The sequence below is a fragment of the Ruegeria sp. HKCCD3925 genome (assembly GCF_057221175.1).
In genome coordinates, this window is sequence record NZ_JBWVBI010000001.1 from 347887 (window position 1) to 362796 (window position 14910).

Sequence of the window (14910 nt, forward strand, 5' to 3'; positions counted from 1 at the left end):
CTCGCGATTTTCCTAAAATGCCATCTAATGGGCAAAGCTGCGATCCGCCAGCTTTTCTGACTGTCAGATTGACACGGGTTAATACAATTTTGGAGCAATTCTTTAACGAATGGTTAACCTCTTGGCATTGATTGGGGAATGAGCAAGGTCTTGCCCCTTGCTGGTCAATGGCATTAGGTGCGACCAGTGAATTTGACGGAAAGGGCAGGCATGATCAAATCCATGACCGGTTTCGCCTCGGGCAAGGGGGCGTTTGGTCCCCATAGCTGGACTTGGGAATTGCGCAGCGTCAATGGCAAGGGGCTGGATTTGCGACTGCGGCTCCCCGATTGGTTGACAGGGCTAGAGGCCGCGCTGAGAGGCGATCTGTCGAAGCAGGTCAACCGAGGGAACATCACGCTGTCCCTTCGGATGGGACGGGAAGAATCCGCCGCGGATGTCCGGTTGAATACCCCAGCGATGGAAGCTGCGCTGGATGCACTGGCCCAGACCGAAGCGCTTGCAGGCGCGCGGGGTGTATTGTTGGCTCCCTCCAAAGCCAGCGATCTTCTTGCCTTGAAAGGCATGTTGGAAGCCGGAGCTGACGCGGATGATCCAGCCCAACTTGTCGAGCACCTGAAATCTGAGTTCGGTGGCTTGCTTGCTTCATTTATTGAGATGCGCGGTTCCGAAGGTGAAGCTCTGTCAGGCATTCTTGCGGGACAACTCGACCAAGTCGCAAAGTTGACGGATCAGGCCGCTGATCTGGCCGAGCGTCGCCGCGAGGAAATGGCGCAAAACATGCGCGAAAATCTGACGCGCGTTCTCGACAATACGCAAGGTGCGGACCCTGATCGTGTTGCACAAGAACTGGCCCTGATCGCGGTCAAGGCCGATATTACCGAAGAAATTGACCGGTTGAAGGCCCATGTCACTGCGGCGCGTTCCCTTTTAACGCAAGACGGCCCGGTTGGGCGTAAGCTGGATTTCCTGATGCAGGAGTTCAACCGTGAGGCCAACACGCTCTGCTCGAAATCGCAGAATGCTGAACTGACGGCGGTTGGTTTGGAGCTAAAGGCGGTCATCGATCAGATGCGCGAGCAAGTGCAGAACGTGGAATAAGGACGGGAACATCACATGGCGGATCGCCGCGGTCTATTAATCATACTGTCCTCGCCTTCGGGTGCAGGTAAATCCACTCTGGCCCGCCGTTTGATGCGGTGGGATGTCGGTTTGGAATTCTCGATCTCGGCCACCACCCGCGCTCCGCGCCCGGGTGAGGAGCATGGCCGGGAGTATTACTTCCTATCCGAGGACGAGTTCAAACAGCAGGTGGCGGATGGGCAGATGCTGGAACACGCGCATGTGTTTGGCAACTTCTACGGCTCTCCTGCTGGACCGGTCCGCGAGTCCATTACGCAAGGGCGTGATGTGTTGTTCGATGTCGACTGGCAGGGTGAAGTGCAGATCCGCAATTCGGATCTGGGCAAGCATGCGTTGTCGATTTTCATCCTCCCGCCCTCGATCCGTGAACTACGCCGCAGGCTGGAAGGGCGTGGGCAGGACAGTGAGGATGTAATCGCCAAGCGCATGTTAAAAAGCTGGGATGAGATCAGCCATTGGGGCTACTACGACTATGTCCTGATCAACGATGATTTGGATACCACCGAGGAAAAACTGAAGACCATCGTCAGCGCAGAACGCATGCGTCGCATCCAACAGCCCAGCCTGCAGAACCACATCCGCTCGTTGCAGACCGAGTTCGAGGGCTTGTCGTGACCATCTATGCTTTGGGCGATGACTCGCCGCAAATTCACGAAGACACCTGGGTAGCCCCCGACGCCAACTTGATCGGCAAAGTAGTCCTGGAACAAGGCGCTTCGGTCTGGTTCGGGTGCACCATCCGGGCCGATCACGAAGAAATCCGTGTTGGCGCAGGCAGCAATGTGCAGGAAAACTGCGTGATGCACATCGATGCGGGCTATCCGCTGATCATTGGGAAGAACTGCACAATTGGTCACAAGGTCATGCTGCATGGTTGCACGATCGGAGACAATACGCTGATCGGTATGGGGGCTATCGTTCTAAACGGGGCGAAGATCGGAAAGAACTGTCTGATCGGGGCGGGGGCGCTGATCACCGAAGGCAAAGAGGTTCCCGATAATTCGTTGGTCATGGGCTCGCCGGGCAAAGTTGTGCGGCAGCTTGATGAGGCGGCGGCCCAGAAACTAACGCTGAGTGCGCTGCACTATCAGGACAACATGCGTAAGTTTCGCCAAACATTGCGTCCGGTCTAAACGCGCATGACGGATACCCTGCTTGCCGAATTGGTTTCAGCCATTCCGATGCCCGCCGTGCTGGTCGGTCGGACCGAGCGTATTGTCGCCGCAAATAGCGAGGCGCGGACGCTTTTGGGGCACGCAATCGAAGGCAGGCATTTTGCCACGATCCTGCGCCAGCCTCAGGTCATCGATGCCGTCGAACAATGCCTGCGCTCGAAGCAGCCCGGCAAAGCGCGGCATCTGTCCAATGATGGTGCTCAGGATACGACGTTTGAGGTGCAGTGCAGATTCGTCGGCGGGACCGAGGCGGTATTGGCGGTATTTCAGGATATCACGCATTTGGAACAGGCCGGTCAGATGCGGCGCGATTTTGTGGCCAATGTCAGCCATGAATTGCGCACGCCGCTAACTGCCTTGATGGGGTTTATCGAAACATTGCGAGGCCCCGCCCGCGACGACACCGCCGCCCGCGACCGCTTTCTTCAGATCATGGCGGATGAGGCCAATCGGATGAACCGGCTTGTGGGGGATTTGCTGTCGCTCAATCGGGTAGAAAGTGAAGAACGGGTCAGACCTAAAGAGCCATTGGAACTGACAGGCCTGATTCAATCGACCTTAAACACTCTGCGACCGCTGGCGGATGATGCCAGTGTTATTGTTTCGTTGGATGCCCCAAACGAGTCGATCGAGATGGTCGGAGACAGCGATCAGCTTCGTCAGGTGATAACCAATCTCGTTGAAAACGCGATCAAATACGGTGGCAGCGGTGGCAAGGTCGATGTGGTCGCAACCCTGTCTGAGCGGGATACGGCGATGCGCGGTCCTGCGGTACGGATCAAGATCATTGATCAAGGGCCCGGTATTGATGCCAAACACCTGCCCAGGTTGACCGAACGGTTCTATCGCGCAGACAGTCACCGCTCGCGCGAGTTGGGCGGAACCGGACTGGGGCTTGCAATCGTGAAGCATATCGTCAATCGCCATCGGGGCAGGTTGCGGGTGGAAAGTGAGCCGGGGCAGGGCGCGACGTTTACGGTCATTCTACCACGCTGAGGTCGTGCCAAACGCAGGCTTTACTGGGGTGACGCTTCGTCAAGTTAAGAATTTCTGAGAAATTCATGAGTTGTCATGAAACCGTTACATACCTGTCACAAAAGGCTTACGCAGGCGTCATAGTGCTGCGCTCAGATCATCATGGGGATGATCAGTACCCATCCTTTTCAAGGAGACTGAAATGTCCTTTGTAAAACTGTCGGCTTCTGCGCTGGCTATCGCTGCCGTCTCGGCAACCACTGCTGCTGCGCGTGACAACGTTCAAGTTGCTGGCTCTTCCACCGTTCTGCCTTATGCGTCAATCGTTGCAGAACTGTTCGGTGAAAATACCGACTTCCCCACACCGGTTGTTGAATCAGGCGGCTCGTCCGCCGGTCTGAAACGCTTCTGCGAAGGCGTCGGTGAAAACACGATCGACGTTGCAAACGCATCGCGTGCCATCCGTGAAAAAGAGATTAAAGCATGCGCCGAAAACGGTGTGACCGACATCATGGAAGTCCGCATCGGTTATGACGGCATCGTATTTGCAAGCCAGCAGTCGGGTCCTGCGTTCACGGCGTTTGAGCCTGCGGATATTTACAATGCCATCGGATCGAAAGTGATGAAAGATGGCGCGCTGGTCGACAACAGCTTCAACAGCTGGGCCGAGTTCAACGCTGACCTGCCGGATGTGGAAATCGCAATGTTCATCCCGGGCACCAAGCACGGTACCCGCGAAGTGTTCGAAGACAAGGTTCTGCTGGCAGGTTGCGAAGCGACGGGCGCGATGGAAGCCATGGTCGCGGGCGGCCTAAGCGAAGATGACGCCGAAGATGCATGCCTGGACGTGCGCACCGACGGCAAATCGGTCGATATCGACGGTGACTACACCGAAACTCTGGCCCGCATCGACACAAACACCAATGGTATCGGCGTGTTTGGTCTGGCGTTCTACGAGAACAACACCGACAAGCTGAAAGTGGCTACGATGGGTGGTATCGCACCGTCGACCGAGAGCATCGCGTCGGGTGAATACCCCGTCTCGCGCCCGCTGTTTTTCTACGTCAAGAAAGCGCATATCGGCGTGATCCCCGGTCTGAAAGAATACGCCCAGTTCTTCACTCATGAAGAAATTGCTGGTCCCTCGGGCCCGCTGGCCAACTACGGTCTGGTTGCCGATCCTGAACTGGCAAAAACGCAGGACGCGATTGCCAACGAAGTAACCTTGGGTTCGGGCAGCTAATCCCTCACCCCGATTGAATTGACTGGGGGCGGCGTTTTCTGTCGCCCCCAATTTTTCCCTAATCCCGATCAAGACCTATGGGGGCGTCATGCCAATTCTTTGGCTCATTCTGATCGTGCTTGCGATCGCGGCAGTCGGATATGTTTTGGGGCGAATGCGCGCCTTGCAAAGTGCCGGAGGGGACAGCCGCAATCTGCATTCTCTTCCCTCGTTTTATGGCGCTAACGTCGCACTGAAAGTCATAGTTCCCGCCTTAGGATTGTTGATCGTCTGGCTGCTGGTTCAGCCGCTCTACGTTAACTCTCAGGTCTCGGAGATGGTTCCCGAAACGGCGATCAAGGAAGGATCGTCGCGCAGTCTTGTTATGGCCGAGGTGCGTCGGACCGCAAATGGTCTGGACAGTGCCGTTGCGCAGGGACATCTCACCGAAACGCTCGCACAGGATGCGCGGGCAGATATTTCCGAGATGACCCAAAAATTGAAGGACGCGGGTCAAGTCGTAACCTCGGACATCACGCAGACGGTTTTGCATGCAGCTCAAGCCTATCGGGCGATAAATTCAACCGGTTACGCGATCATGTCCGTCGCTGTGATACTGGTCGCCTTGGCCGGTGCTGCGTTCAGTTGGTTCCAGACGCATTCTGAATATCGTGCCCGCAATGTGGTTGAGCAGGGAATTCGTGTGATGCTGCTGGCGGCTGCGTCGATTGCGATCCTGACAACGGTCGGCATCGTCCTTTCGCTGGTTTTCAATACGTGGGAGTTCTTCAAGCTTTACCCGGCATCAGAATTCTTTTTCGGTACTACCTGGGCGCCCAGTTTCTCGGGCCGTGGTGGGGCATCAGATCTGGGTATCATCCCTTTGCTGTGGGGCACGTTCTATATCTCGTTGGTGGCGTTGTTGGTGGCCGTGCCAATCGGTCTTTTCGCTGCGATTTATCTCAGTGAGTACGCATCTTCACGCGTGCGCTCGATCGCCAAACCAATGCTGGAAGTGCTGGCCGGTATCCCGACCATCGTTTACGGCCTTTTCGCTCTGCTGACCGTTGGCCCGCTGTTGCTGAGCGTGTTCGGGGATGATGGTTTGGGCTGGATGAAAGCCGGTACGGCGGTGATGACCGCCGGTCTTGTCATGGGCATCATGCTGATCCCGTTCGTTTCGTCGCTTTCCGACGACATCATCAACGCGGTGCCTCAGGCCATGCGTGATGGCTCTTACGGGCTGGGGGCCACACAATCCGAGACCATCCGGCAGGTCGTTTTGCCCGCAGCTTTGCCCGGGATCGTGGGAGCGATCCTGCTGGCGGCATCGCGCGCCATCGGTGAGACCATGATCGTGGTTCTGGGGGCAGGGGCCGCCGCGCGTCTGGACCTGAACCCGTTCGAGGCCATGACCACCGTCACCGCCAAGATCGTCAGCCAGCTGACAGGCGACGCCGATTTCGCCTCGCCCGAGGCCCTCGTCGCCTTCGCGCTTGGCATGACGCTGTTCATCCTCACGCTGGGGCTGAACGTTTTCGCCCTTTATATCGTGCGCAAGTATCGGGAGCAGTACGAATGACCGACGCCAGCATGCAAAATACCTCGACCTCGCTGACTGCATCCGATGCCCGGACCAAAAAACGCGCGGCTGCCGAAAAGCGTTTTCGCGCCTACGGGATCGTCGCTATCGCGACCGGACTGTTCTTTCTGATTGTGCTGTTTGCCTCAATCCTGTCGCAAGGCATCCCGGCCTTCCAGCGCACAGTTATCAGTTTAGAATTCACGCTGAGCGAAGCGCAGCGCGATGAAGCCGAAGGCACGATGTTCAAGACAAAAGCCTACTCCAATCTGTTCATTGCGGAACTGAATGAACAACTGGCCGAAAGTGGCATCACCGTGGATTTCGATCAGGATGCCATCGAGCGTCTGTTGGGCAAAATCGGCGGTACGATCCGAACCTTCTATGCCGATAATCCTAGCAAGCTGGGTGAGCCGATCATGTTCGATCTGGCGGCTTCAAGCCGTGTGGATGGCTACTTCAAGGGTCGGGTGTCTCGTGACACCCTGCAGGACAGCCGCTTCCTGCAACTAAGCGATCTGGATCTGGTGGACGCGCTGAAAGAAGCGGGGATCATCAAGCAGGCTTTCAACTGGCCGTTCATCACTGGTGCGGACTCGGGCGTGGATAACCCCGGTGGTGCGGGTATTGGTGCCTCGGTCGTCGGTTCGTTCTTCATGATGTTGGTGGTGCTGTGCCTGTCGCTGCCCATTGGGGTCGCCGCCTCGATCTATCTGGAAGAGTTTGCGCCGCAGAATAAATTCACCGATCTGATCGAGGTGAATATTTCGAACCTGGCCGCCGTTCCGTCCATCGTCTTCGGTATCCTGGGGCTGGCAGTGTTCATTCAATTCATGCACCTGCCGCAGTCGGCACCGCTGGTGGGTGGTCTGGTGCTGACGCTGATGACCCTGCCAACGATCATCATCTCGACCCGCGCCTCGCTAAAGGCGGTTCCCCCGTCTATCCGCGACGCGGCGTTGGGGGTAGGGGCCTCGAAGATGCAGGCCGTCTTCCACCACGTGCTGCCGTTGGCCGCGCCCGGTATCCTGACTGGTACCATCATTGGTCTGGCGCAGGCGCTGGGTGAAACTGCTCCGTTGCTGTTGATCGGCATGGTGGGCTTTGTCGCCCGAGGCTATCCCGATGGCTTTTTGGCGGGCTTCACCGAGCCGAACTCGGCCATGCCGGCACAGATCTACACCTGGGCCGCGCGTGCCGATGTGGGTTTTTACGAGAAAGCCTGGGGCGGCATCATCATCCTTTTGATGTTCCTGCTGACCATGAATATCATCGCTATCATCCTGCGCCGCCGCTTTGAACGCCGCTGGTAGGAGGGGTTTAAAATGAACGATATGACACGAGTGGAGAGAACCGTGGACTCCAAAGACATCAAGATCAACGCCAAGCAGGTTCAGGTCTACTACGGTGAGACCCACGCCATCAAGGACGTGAGCGTCGATATCGAAGACAAGACTGTGACGGCTTTCATCGGTCCCTCTGGCTGCGGTAAATCCACCTTCTTGCGCTGTCTGAACCGGATGAACGACACAATCGACATTTGCCGGGTGCAGGGTGATATCCTGCTGGACGGTGAAGACATTTACGACAAGCGCGTCGATCCGGTACAGTTGCGTGCCAAGGTCGGCATGGTTTTTCAAAAACCGAACCCGTTCCCCAAATCGATCTATGACAACGTGGCTTACGGTCCGCGTATCCACGGCCTTGCCAAGAATAAGGCAGAACTGGATGAAATCGTAGAGAAATCTCTGCGCCGTGGTGCGATCTGGGATGAGGTCAAGGACCGTCTGGATGCCCCCGGTACCGGCCTTTCTGGTGGTCAGCAACAGCGTCTTTGCATCGCGCGCGCCGTAGCCACCGAGCCTGAGGTGCTATTGATGGACGAGCCGTGTTCGGCCCTGGACCCAATTGCAACCGCGCAGGTCGAGGAACTGATTGACGAACTGCGTTCACGCTATTCAGTGGTGATCGTGACCCACTCGATGCAGCAGGCTGCGCGGGTCAGCCAGAAGACGGCGTTTTTCCATTTGGGCAACTTGGTTGAGTTTGGCGAAACCGGGCAGATCTTCACCAACCCCGAAGATCCCCGAACCGAAAGTTACATCACCGGCCGGATTGGCTGAGCACAGGATAACTGCAATGAGCGAACAACATATTGCATCCGCGTTCGACCGCGACCTTGAGGCCATCCAAGCACACATCATGAAGATGGGTGGACTGGTCGAAGCCGCCATTATGGGCGCGGCCCGGTCGCTGGAGACCCGCGACGAAGAACTGGCAAATGAAGTGCGTCAAGGCGACAAGGCCATCGACGCACTGGAAGAACTGATTGACGAAGAGACCGCGCGCCTGATTGCCTTGCGTGCACCGACGGCCAGCGATTTGCGGCTGGTTCTGTCCGTTCTGAAGGTCGCGACCAACCTTGAACGGATTGGAGATTACTCCAAGAACATCGCCAAGCGAACGACCGTTCTGGTGAATGCCGGCGAAATCAACGGCAGTGCCGCCGCTCTGCGCCGAATGGCGCGCGAGGTCGAGCGGATGCTGCGCGACGCGCTGGATGCCTATATCCAGCGTGATGCTGAGCTGGCGCAGGACGTGATCGAACGGGATCTGGAAGTGGACCAGATGTATAACGGCCTGTTTCGCGAGTTCCTGACCTTCATGGCGGAGGATCCGCGCAACATCTCATCGTGTATGCACCTGCATTTCATCGCAAAAAATATCGAACGCATGGGCGATCACGTCACCGCCATTGCCGAGCAGGTCGTCTATCTCGTCACCGGCGAGAGACCCAGCGAAGCGCGCCCCAAAGCCGACAACACGTCGCAAACGATCTAGGAGATCTCAGTCATGTCCGCTGATCAACCGACTGTGCTGGTTGTTGAGGATGAGTTGGCCCAAAGAGAGGTGCTGGCCTACAATCTGGACGCCGAAGGGTTCCGCGTTACGCGCGCCGCTAATGGCGACGAGGCTTTGTTGTTAGTCGAAGAAGATCGCCCGGATATCATCGTTCTGGACTGGATGATGCCCAATCTGAGCGGTATCGAGGTCTGCCGCCGCCTGAAAACGCGGCCCGACACCCGATCGATCCCAATCATCATGCTGTCGGCACGTTCCGAAGAGGTCGACAAAGTGCGCGGCCTGGAAACAGGCGCGGATGACTATGTGGTCAAGCCTTACTCGGTTGTCGAATTGATGGCGCGCGTGCGAACGCAACTGCGCCGAGTGCGCCCGGCAACCGTGGGAATCCGGTTGGAGTTTGACGATATCATACTGGACTCTGAGACCCATAAGGTCAGTCGCGACAACAAGCTATTGAAACTGGGCCCGACCGAGTTCCGGCTACTAAGCACTTTCATGGAAAAGCCCGGCCGGGTCTGGAGCCGCGAGCAATTGCTCGACCGCGTCTGGGGCCGTGACATCTACGTTGATACGCGTACCGTTGATGTTCATATCGGACGCCTTCGCAAAGCGTTGACCCAACATGGCGGCGAAGACCCGGTGCGCACTGTACGCGGGGCAGGGTACGCGCTCGGCTAACGCGGCAATGACTCTTCGGTCTGGGCCTGAGAAGCAAGCCAGTGTCGGAACTCTCGCAATGATCCATCACCCGATTTTTCGCGCGGCCAAACCAGATAATATGCCCCCATCGTCTCTATCGCGTCAGGGAAGGCTGCAACCAGCCTACCTGTCGCAAGGTCTTGTTCCACCAGATAGTTTGGCAACAAGGCAACACCCAGGCCGTGCAGCGCGGCTTGGTTGATGGTGTTGAACTGGTCGTGGACGGTGCCGGGCAGGGGATACGGGTGCGTGACACCCATCTGTTGAAACCAGTCCTGCCAGGCGCGCGGTCTTGTCTGGATATGCAGCAGCGGCAGTTTTAGCAGATCGCGGGGTGAGGTCGGAGTGCCTTTGGGTAAAAGCTCGGGCGCGCAGACGGGCAAAACCCGCTCGACACTTAATAGTAAGCGATCAGTTCCAGGCCAATCAGGTTCCCCAAAATGTAAAGCCGCATCAAAGGGTTCCGAAGCAAAACTAAACGGTCGCAACCGCGTGGTCATGTTGATTGTGATATCCGGATGGCGGCGGGCGAAATCCGGCAGACGCGGTACCAGCCAGCGCATTCCGAATGTCGGCAGAATCGCCAGATTCAATGTCCCACCGACAGGGGAAATGTGCAGTTTCAGCGCCGCCTGCGCGATCTGAGACAAGGCTGGCCGAATTTCTTGTACATAGTCTTGTCCAGCCTTTGTCAGTGACAATCGCTTGCGATCACGGCTGACCAATTCTGCGTCCAAATGCGCTTCAAGCGTCTGCAGTTGCCGACTGACCGCGCTCTGCGTCAGTGCCATTTCATGCGCAACTGCCGAGGCTGATCCAAGGCGATCCAAAGCCTCAAGCGCGCGCAGCGCGGATATAGGCGGCAGGATAGGGCGCTTGGTGTCCATCTATGCGTTTTGATCATGAAACAATGCAAATGTCTCGCTGTTTTTTGAATATTACTCAGATTATAGTTGCGCGAACCTATTCAATTCGGAGAAGCAAAATGAACGCTCCAGATACAAAGCCTGTCCTGCGCGCAAAAGATGCGCCTGACCTTGGACGTTTCAACTGGGACGACCCATTTCGCTTGTCGGACCAGTTGGAAGAGGATGAACGCCTGATTGCCGACAGCGCGCGCGCTTACGCCCAGGAGAAATTGCAGCCGCGTGTCACCAAGGCTTTTGCAAACGAAGAAACCGATCCCGAGATCTTTCGTGAAATGGGTGAAATGGGCCTGTTGGGCACGACAGTCCCCGAAGAATATGGTGGGATCGGTGCAAGCTACGTATCTTATGGACTTGTGGCGCGGGAAGTTGAACGGGTGGATTCCGGCTATCGCTCGATGATGTCGGTGCAAAGCTCGTTGGTGATGTACCCGATTTTCGCCTATGGCAGCGAAGAACAGCGTCGCAAATATCTGCCGAAACTGGCAAGTGGCGAATGGATTGGGTGTTTTGGCCTGACAGAGCCGGATGCGGGTTCGGACCCGGCGGCGATGAAGACCCGCGCCGAGAAGATTGATGGCGGGTATCGTCTGACCGGCAGCAAGATGTGGATTTCAAACGCACCGATCGCAGATGTCTATGTGGTCTGGGCCAAGTCAGATGCGCATGACGGCAAGATTCGTGGGTTCGTGCTGGATAAAGGCACCAAGGGCCTTAGCGCACCGAAGATCGAGAACAAGCTGAGCCTGCGTACTTCGATCACAGGTGAAATTGTCATGGATGGCGTTGAGGTGGACGAGGGCGCTTTGCTTCCACATGTTCAGGGTCTCAAGGGACCGTTCGGCTGCCTGAACCGCGCACGCTATGGTATCAGCTGGGGTGCGATGGGGGCCGCGGAATGCTGCTGGCACGCAGCGCGTCAATACGGCTTGGATCGTAAACAGTTCAATCGACCACTTGCGCAGACCCAGTTGTTTCAACGCAAACTGGCAGAGATGCAGACCGAAATCTCTTTGGGACTGCAAGCAAGCTTGCGCGTCGGCCGTCTGATGGATCTGGCTGAAGCTGCGCCCGAGATGATCTCGATCATCAAACGTAACAATTGCGGCAAGGCATTGGACATTGCGCGGATGTCGCGTGACATGCACGGCGGCAACGGTATCTCACTTGAGTTCCAGGTGGTGCGTCACATGATCAATCTTGAGACAGTCAACACCTATGAGGGCACGCACGACGTTCATGCATTGATCCTGGGGCGGGCGCAAACCGGACTACAGGCATTTTACTGAGGCTGCATCTGTAACTCGCATAATCGGTATTATGTAAAATACGTAGCAAGCGAGCCACGACTGTAGAACACGCATTGGTCATGGCTTGCCAATATGTTACGCTGTGTTTGAGAAGTAAGACACGAGCTATGCAATGGTTCTGATTGGGAAGACCGTCGTCATCACTGGCGCTGCAAATGGCATAGGTAAAGGTCTTGCCAAGCGGTTCTCAGAAGAAGGTGCGCATGTAGTCTGCGCCGATATCGACCTTGCCGGCGCGCAGGCCGTGGCGGCGGAAATTGGCGGTGATGCTCTCAGCTGTGATGTGTCCAAGGAAAGTGATATTCGAAATCTGATTGAGACTGTCGAGGATACGATCGCTCCGATTGATTTATTCTGTGCCAATGCGGGAATACTCACCCTAGGTGCATTTGAAGTGCCGGATGCTGAGTGGGACCGCATCTGGCAGATCAACGTTATGTCCCATGTCTGGACCGCGCGGCACCTGATCCCAAGGATGGTTGCGCGTGGTGGTGGTTATTTGATGATCACAGCTTCAGCGGCTGGATTGCTCAATCAACCCGGCGCAGCCCCTTATGGCGTAACCAAACATGCGGCTGTGGGTTTTGCTGAATGGATCGCGATGACCTATGGCGATAAAGGTCTCAGGGTTTCGGTTCTGTGTCCGCAGGCCGTTCGGTCCGAGATGATACGTGGACATGAGAATTCGGTCGCCGCGATTGACGGAATAATTGAACCTGATGAGGTCGCCCAAGCCTGTGTCGAGGCGCTGGCGGATGAACGTTTTTTGATTCTTCCGCATCCACAAGTGCTTGACTATATGCGTTTAAAAACAGAAGACTACGACCGATGGTTAGGTGGAATGATGAAGCTTAATCAAAGGTTTGCTGGCAGTTCTTAGCGCGATTCCCGTCTTCTGAGCAGGCCTTCTTGCGCGACGGACGCAACCAGTTTGCCATCCTGCGAGAAGATCGAACCCCGATTGAAGCTGCGCCCCTGCCCTGTCCACGGCGACTCCATCGAATACAGATGCCAGTTTTGAAACTGCACGGGTGCATGAAACCAGATGGCATGGTCCAGACTGGCCCCATCAATTTCACCAGTGAACCAGCTCAGCCCATGGGGCCGCATTCCGGAACTGAGCAAGCTCATATCCGAGGCATAGGCCAATAGAAGATGTTGTGTGACGGTGTCCGCGTGGTTCGCTGCGCCCATGCGAAACCAGACGTGGTTCTTGTCATCTGCCTTGGCGGGTGCAAACAGGTCCAGCGGATCGATTTCACGCACTTCGATCGGGCGCTCGCGCAGCAATTCAGCTTTCAGCTTTTCGGGAACGCGATCCAGGTATTTTTCGCGCAATTCGTCACGCGATGGATGGTGCTCGGGCGCTTGAACGTCCGGAATCGGATGCTGATGTTCCCATCCGTCATCCTGCTTGTGAAACGAGGCCGACATGTTCAAAATTTGCTTGCCATGCTGGATCGCAACCACGCGGCGGGTTGTAAAAGAACCTCCATCGCGCGCGCGATCCACTTGATATATAACCGGAATTGACGGATCTCCGGGCCTTATGAAATAGGCGTGCAAGGAATGGCATAAACGATCCTCGACCGTCCTGTACGCTGCGGCAAGCGCTTGCGCGATCACCTGCCCGCCAAAGATACGCGTTGGTGTCTCGCCACCAGAACCGGTTCCGCGAAACAAATCGACCTCAAGCGGTTCGATATTCAGCAGATCAAGCAATATGCGTTCGGCTTCGGTCATTCAGGGCTCTCCGGCGTCTTGGCCTTTTCCGGTATCACTCAAACACCGATCATTCAACGAGCGCCGCGTGAACAAGCGCCTTCAGTTCCGCTCGGGATGGATAAGAGCTGGATGGTGAGAGCTGTGTAAAAAACACTGTTGAAAGCGCGTTGACCGGATCGATCCAGAAATAGGTGGAGGCCATCCCGCCCCAGCCATAGTCGCCAACCGAGCTTGGGGCTCGGGTGCTCGCCGGGTTCAGTACCACCGCGCCTCCGATGCCAAAGCCTGTGCCTTCCATGGGTTGCTCTGCAAAGGTGTGTGGACCCATGGATGCAATATCGTCCGGTAAATGGTTGCGAAACATGAATTCTACAGTCTTCGGCCCGAGCAATCGCGCGCCATTTGCGGTTCCTTTGTTTCGCAACATCTCGGCGAACTTGCTGTAATCGTCGATGGTACTGATCAATCCGCCACCGCCAGAAAAGGTCGTCGCCGCCTCAAACGGGGACTCTCCGGCCCGATCCACCAACCGCAACGTTTCGCCACCCGATTTTGCGGCATTCAGCGCCATGGCATCGCCTTCGAGCGGGGTGTAGAGCGAGGCAAATCGGTCCCCTGCCCCTTCAGGCACTGAAAACGCGGTTTCACTCATCCCAAGTGGTCGAAAGATGTGTTCTGTCAGAAACACGTCCAGCGGTTTGCCTGATACAACTTCTATCACGCGGCCAATCACGTCGATCCCGACCGAGTACTCCCAGCGACTGCCTGGCTGAAAAGCCAGCGGCAACCCTGCCAGCACTTTAACCCGGTCTGACAGCGGGCCTTGTTTCGGGGAAAAGATCAGATCGAGCTCATCCATGGCCATTGGCAAAAGGCCGGGATTGAACGGGTAGCTCAGCCCGCTGGTGTGCGTCAGCAACTGATGCAGGCTGGGTATCGGCGCGTCCTCGGTCTGGTCCAACTGCGTTGCACCCGGGACCAAGGCTTGCATCGTTGCAAACTCTGGCAGGAAATCGGAAACCGGGGCATCTAGATGAAACAACCCCTGTTCCACCAGCATCATCAAGGCAACGGACGTCACAGGCTTGGTCATCGAATAAATCCGAATCAGGCTGTCCCGCTGAAACGCGAGGTCGGTTTCAATGCAGCGGCGGCCACATGCGTGAAAGAATGCCTCTTGCCCGTTCTGGTGGATCAGAAGGGCGCTGCCTGCGTATTTCTTCTGCTCAACATATCTGTGCATCCATTGGCGGATGTGGGTCTGCGCGGTCGGATCAAATCCCATGAG

Annotated in this window: 15 protein-coding genes; 12 read left to right on the forward strand and 3 right to left on the reverse strand. The window is 56.4% G+C overall.

Annotation, left to right across the window (positions count from 1 at the left end):
- Positions 1–210: 210 nt before the first annotated feature.
- The 10 genes from AC2TEM_RS01715 to phoB all read left to right on the forward strand — a co-directional run bounded on the left by AC2TEM_RS01715 (position 211) and on the right by phoB (position 9640).
- Positions 211–1101, forward strand: coding sequence for a YicC/YloC family endoribonuclease (locus tag AC2TEM_RS01715; protein ID WP_170393692.1), 891 nt, complete (start codon positions 211–213; stop codon positions 1099–1101).
- 15 nt (positions 1102–1116) lie between these two features.
- The gene (gene gmk / locus AC2TEM_RS01720) at positions 1117–1758 is read left to right on the forward strand and encodes a guanylate kinase (protein WP_170421654.1); all 642 of its coding nucleotides are present in this window, start codon (positions 1117–1119) and stop codon (positions 1756–1758) included.
- Positions 1755–2276: a gamma carbonic anhydrase family protein gene (locus tag AC2TEM_RS01725; protein WP_170421651.1), complete on the forward strand. Its 522-nt coding sequence runs from the start codon at positions 1755–1757 to the stop codon at positions 2274–2276. The genes gmk and AC2TEM_RS01725 overlap by 4 nt, the downstream gene beginning before the upstream one ends.
- A 6-nt stretch (positions 2277–2282) precedes the next feature.
- Complete coding sequence (locus AC2TEM_RS01730; protein ID WP_170421648.1) at positions 2283–3314, forward strand: ATP-binding protein; 1032 nt, start codon at positions 2283–2285, stop codon at positions 3312–3314.
- 181 nt (positions 3315–3495) lie between these two features.
- On the forward strand, positions 3496–4536 hold the full coding sequence (locus AC2TEM_RS01735) for a substrate-binding domain-containing protein (protein WP_170393061.1): 1041 nt from the start codon (positions 3496–3498) through the stop codon (positions 4534–4536).
- A gap of 88 nt (positions 4537–4624) precedes the next feature.
- Positions 4625–6097 carry a phosphate ABC transporter permease subunit PstC gene (gene pstC, locus AC2TEM_RS01740; RefSeq protein ID WP_170421643.1) on the forward strand — a complete coding sequence of 491 codons (1473 nt, stop codon included), beginning with the start codon at positions 4625–4627 and terminating at the stop codon, positions 6095–6097.
- The gene (pstA, locus tag AC2TEM_RS01745; protein WP_170393063.1) at positions 6094–7410 is read left to right on the forward strand and encodes a phosphate ABC transporter permease PstA; all 1317 of its coding nucleotides are present in this window, start codon (positions 6094–6096) and stop codon (positions 7408–7410) included. Before pstC ends, pstA begins: the two co-directional genes overlap by 4 nt.
- 12 nt (positions 7411–7422) lie before the next feature.
- Entirely contained in the window at positions 7423–8220 is a 798-nt protein-coding gene (gene pstB, locus AC2TEM_RS01750; protein ID WP_170393064.1) for a phosphate ABC transporter ATP-binding protein PstB, read from the forward strand.
- 16 nt (positions 8221–8236) lie between these two features.
- A complete protein-coding gene (phoU, locus tag AC2TEM_RS01755; protein WP_170393065.1) occupies positions 8237–8938 on the forward strand; it encodes a phosphate signaling complex protein PhoU in 702 nt (233 codons plus the stop codon).
- 12 nt (positions 8939–8950) lie between these two features.
- Positions 8951–9640 (forward strand): phosphate regulon transcriptional regulator PhoB, encoded by a 690-nt coding sequence (phoB, locus tag AC2TEM_RS01760; RefSeq protein WP_039535547.1) that lies wholly within the window; start codon positions 8951–8953, stop codon positions 9638–9640.
- On the opposite strand, the gene AC2TEM_RS01765 is transcribed toward phoB, so the two are convergent.
- On the reverse strand, positions 9637–10548 hold the full coding sequence (locus AC2TEM_RS01765; protein WP_170421640.1) for a LysR family transcriptional regulator: 912 nt from the start codon (positions 10546–10548) through the stop codon (positions 9637–9639). The two genes, phoB and AC2TEM_RS01765, sit on opposite strands and share 4 nt — an antisense overlap.
- Before the next feature lie 98 nt (positions 10549–10646).
- Here AC2TEM_RS01765 and AC2TEM_RS01770 point away from each other — a divergent pair, with 98 nt between their 5' ends.
- Both AC2TEM_RS01770 and AC2TEM_RS01775 read left to right on the forward strand, forming a co-directional pair.
- On the forward strand, positions 10647–11876 hold the full coding sequence (locus tag AC2TEM_RS01770; protein WP_170421637.1) for an acyl-CoA dehydrogenase: 1230 nt from the start codon (positions 10647–10649) through the stop codon (positions 11874–11876).
- 133 nt (positions 11877–12009) lie between these two features.
- Positions 12010–12777, forward strand: coding sequence for an SDR family oxidoreductase (locus AC2TEM_RS01775; protein ID WP_480855965.1), 768 nt, complete (start codon positions 12010–12012; stop codon positions 12775–12777).
- Here AC2TEM_RS01775 and AC2TEM_RS01780 read toward each other — a convergent pair.
- Both AC2TEM_RS01780 and AC2TEM_RS01785 read right to left on the reverse strand, forming a co-directional pair.
- Positions 12774–13640 (reverse strand): acyl-CoA thioesterase, encoded by an 867-nt coding sequence (locus AC2TEM_RS01780; RefSeq protein ID WP_480855966.1) that lies wholly within the window; start codon positions 13638–13640, stop codon positions 12774–12776. The genes AC2TEM_RS01775 and AC2TEM_RS01780 overlap by 4 nt on opposite strands.
- Positions 13641–13689: 49 nt before the next feature.
- The gene (locus AC2TEM_RS01785) at positions 13690–14907 is read right to left on the reverse strand and encodes a serine hydrolase domain-containing protein (RefSeq protein ID WP_480855967.1); all 1218 of its coding nucleotides are present in this window, start codon (positions 14905–14907) and stop codon (positions 13690–13692) included.
- Between the last annotated feature and the right edge of the window lie 3 nt (positions 14908–14910).

Coding starts and splice junctions, on each gene's coding strand:
- AC2TEM_RS01770 (WP_170421637.1), top strand. CDS start 10,647: ATGAACGCTCCAGATACAAAGCCTGTCCTGCGCGCAAAAGATGCGCCT.
- phoU (WP_170393065.1), top strand. CDS start 8,237: ATGAGCGAACAACATATTGCATCCGCGTTCGACCGCGACCTTGAGGCC.
- gmk (WP_170421654.1), top strand. CDS start 1,117: ATGGCGGATCGCCGCGGTCTATTAATCATACTGTCCTCGCCTTCGGGT.
- phoB (WP_039535547.1), top strand. CDS start 8,951: ATGTCCGCTGATCAACCGACTGTGCTGGTTGTTGAGGATGAGTTGGCC.
- AC2TEM_RS01780 (WP_480855966.1), bottom strand. CDS start 13,640: ATGACCGAAGCCGAACGCATATTGCTTGATCTGCTGAATATCGAACCG.
- AC2TEM_RS01715 (WP_170393692.1), top strand. CDS start 211: ATGATCAAATCCATGACCGGTTTCGCCTCGGGCAAGGGGGCGTTTGGT.
- pstC (WP_170421643.1), top strand. CDS start 4,625: ATGCCAATTCTTTGGCTCATTCTGATCGTGCTTGCGATCGCGGCAGTC.
- pstB (WP_170393064.1), top strand. CDS start 7,423: ATGAACGATATGACACGAGTGGAGAGAACCGTGGACTCCAAAGACATC.
- AC2TEM_RS01735 (WP_170393061.1), top strand. CDS start 3,496: ATGTCCTTTGTAAAACTGTCGGCTTCTGCGCTGGCTATCGCTGCCGTC.
- pstA (WP_170393063.1), top strand. CDS start 6,094: ATGACCGACGCCAGCATGCAAAATACCTCGACCTCGCTGACTGCATCC.
- AC2TEM_RS01765 (WP_170421640.1), bottom strand. CDS start 10,548: ATGGACACCAAGCGCCCTATCCTGCCGCCTATATCCGCGCTGCGCGCG.
- AC2TEM_RS01785 (WP_480855967.1), bottom strand. CDS start 14,907: ATGGGATTTGATCCGACCGCGCAGACCCACATCCGCCAATGGATGCAC.
- AC2TEM_RS01730 (WP_170421648.1), top strand. CDS start 2,283: ATGACGGATACCCTGCTTGCCGAATTGGTTTCAGCCATTCCGATGCCC.
- AC2TEM_RS01775 (WP_480855965.1), top strand. CDS start 12,010: ATGGTTCTGATTGGGAAGACCGTCGTCATCACTGGCGCTGCAAATGGC.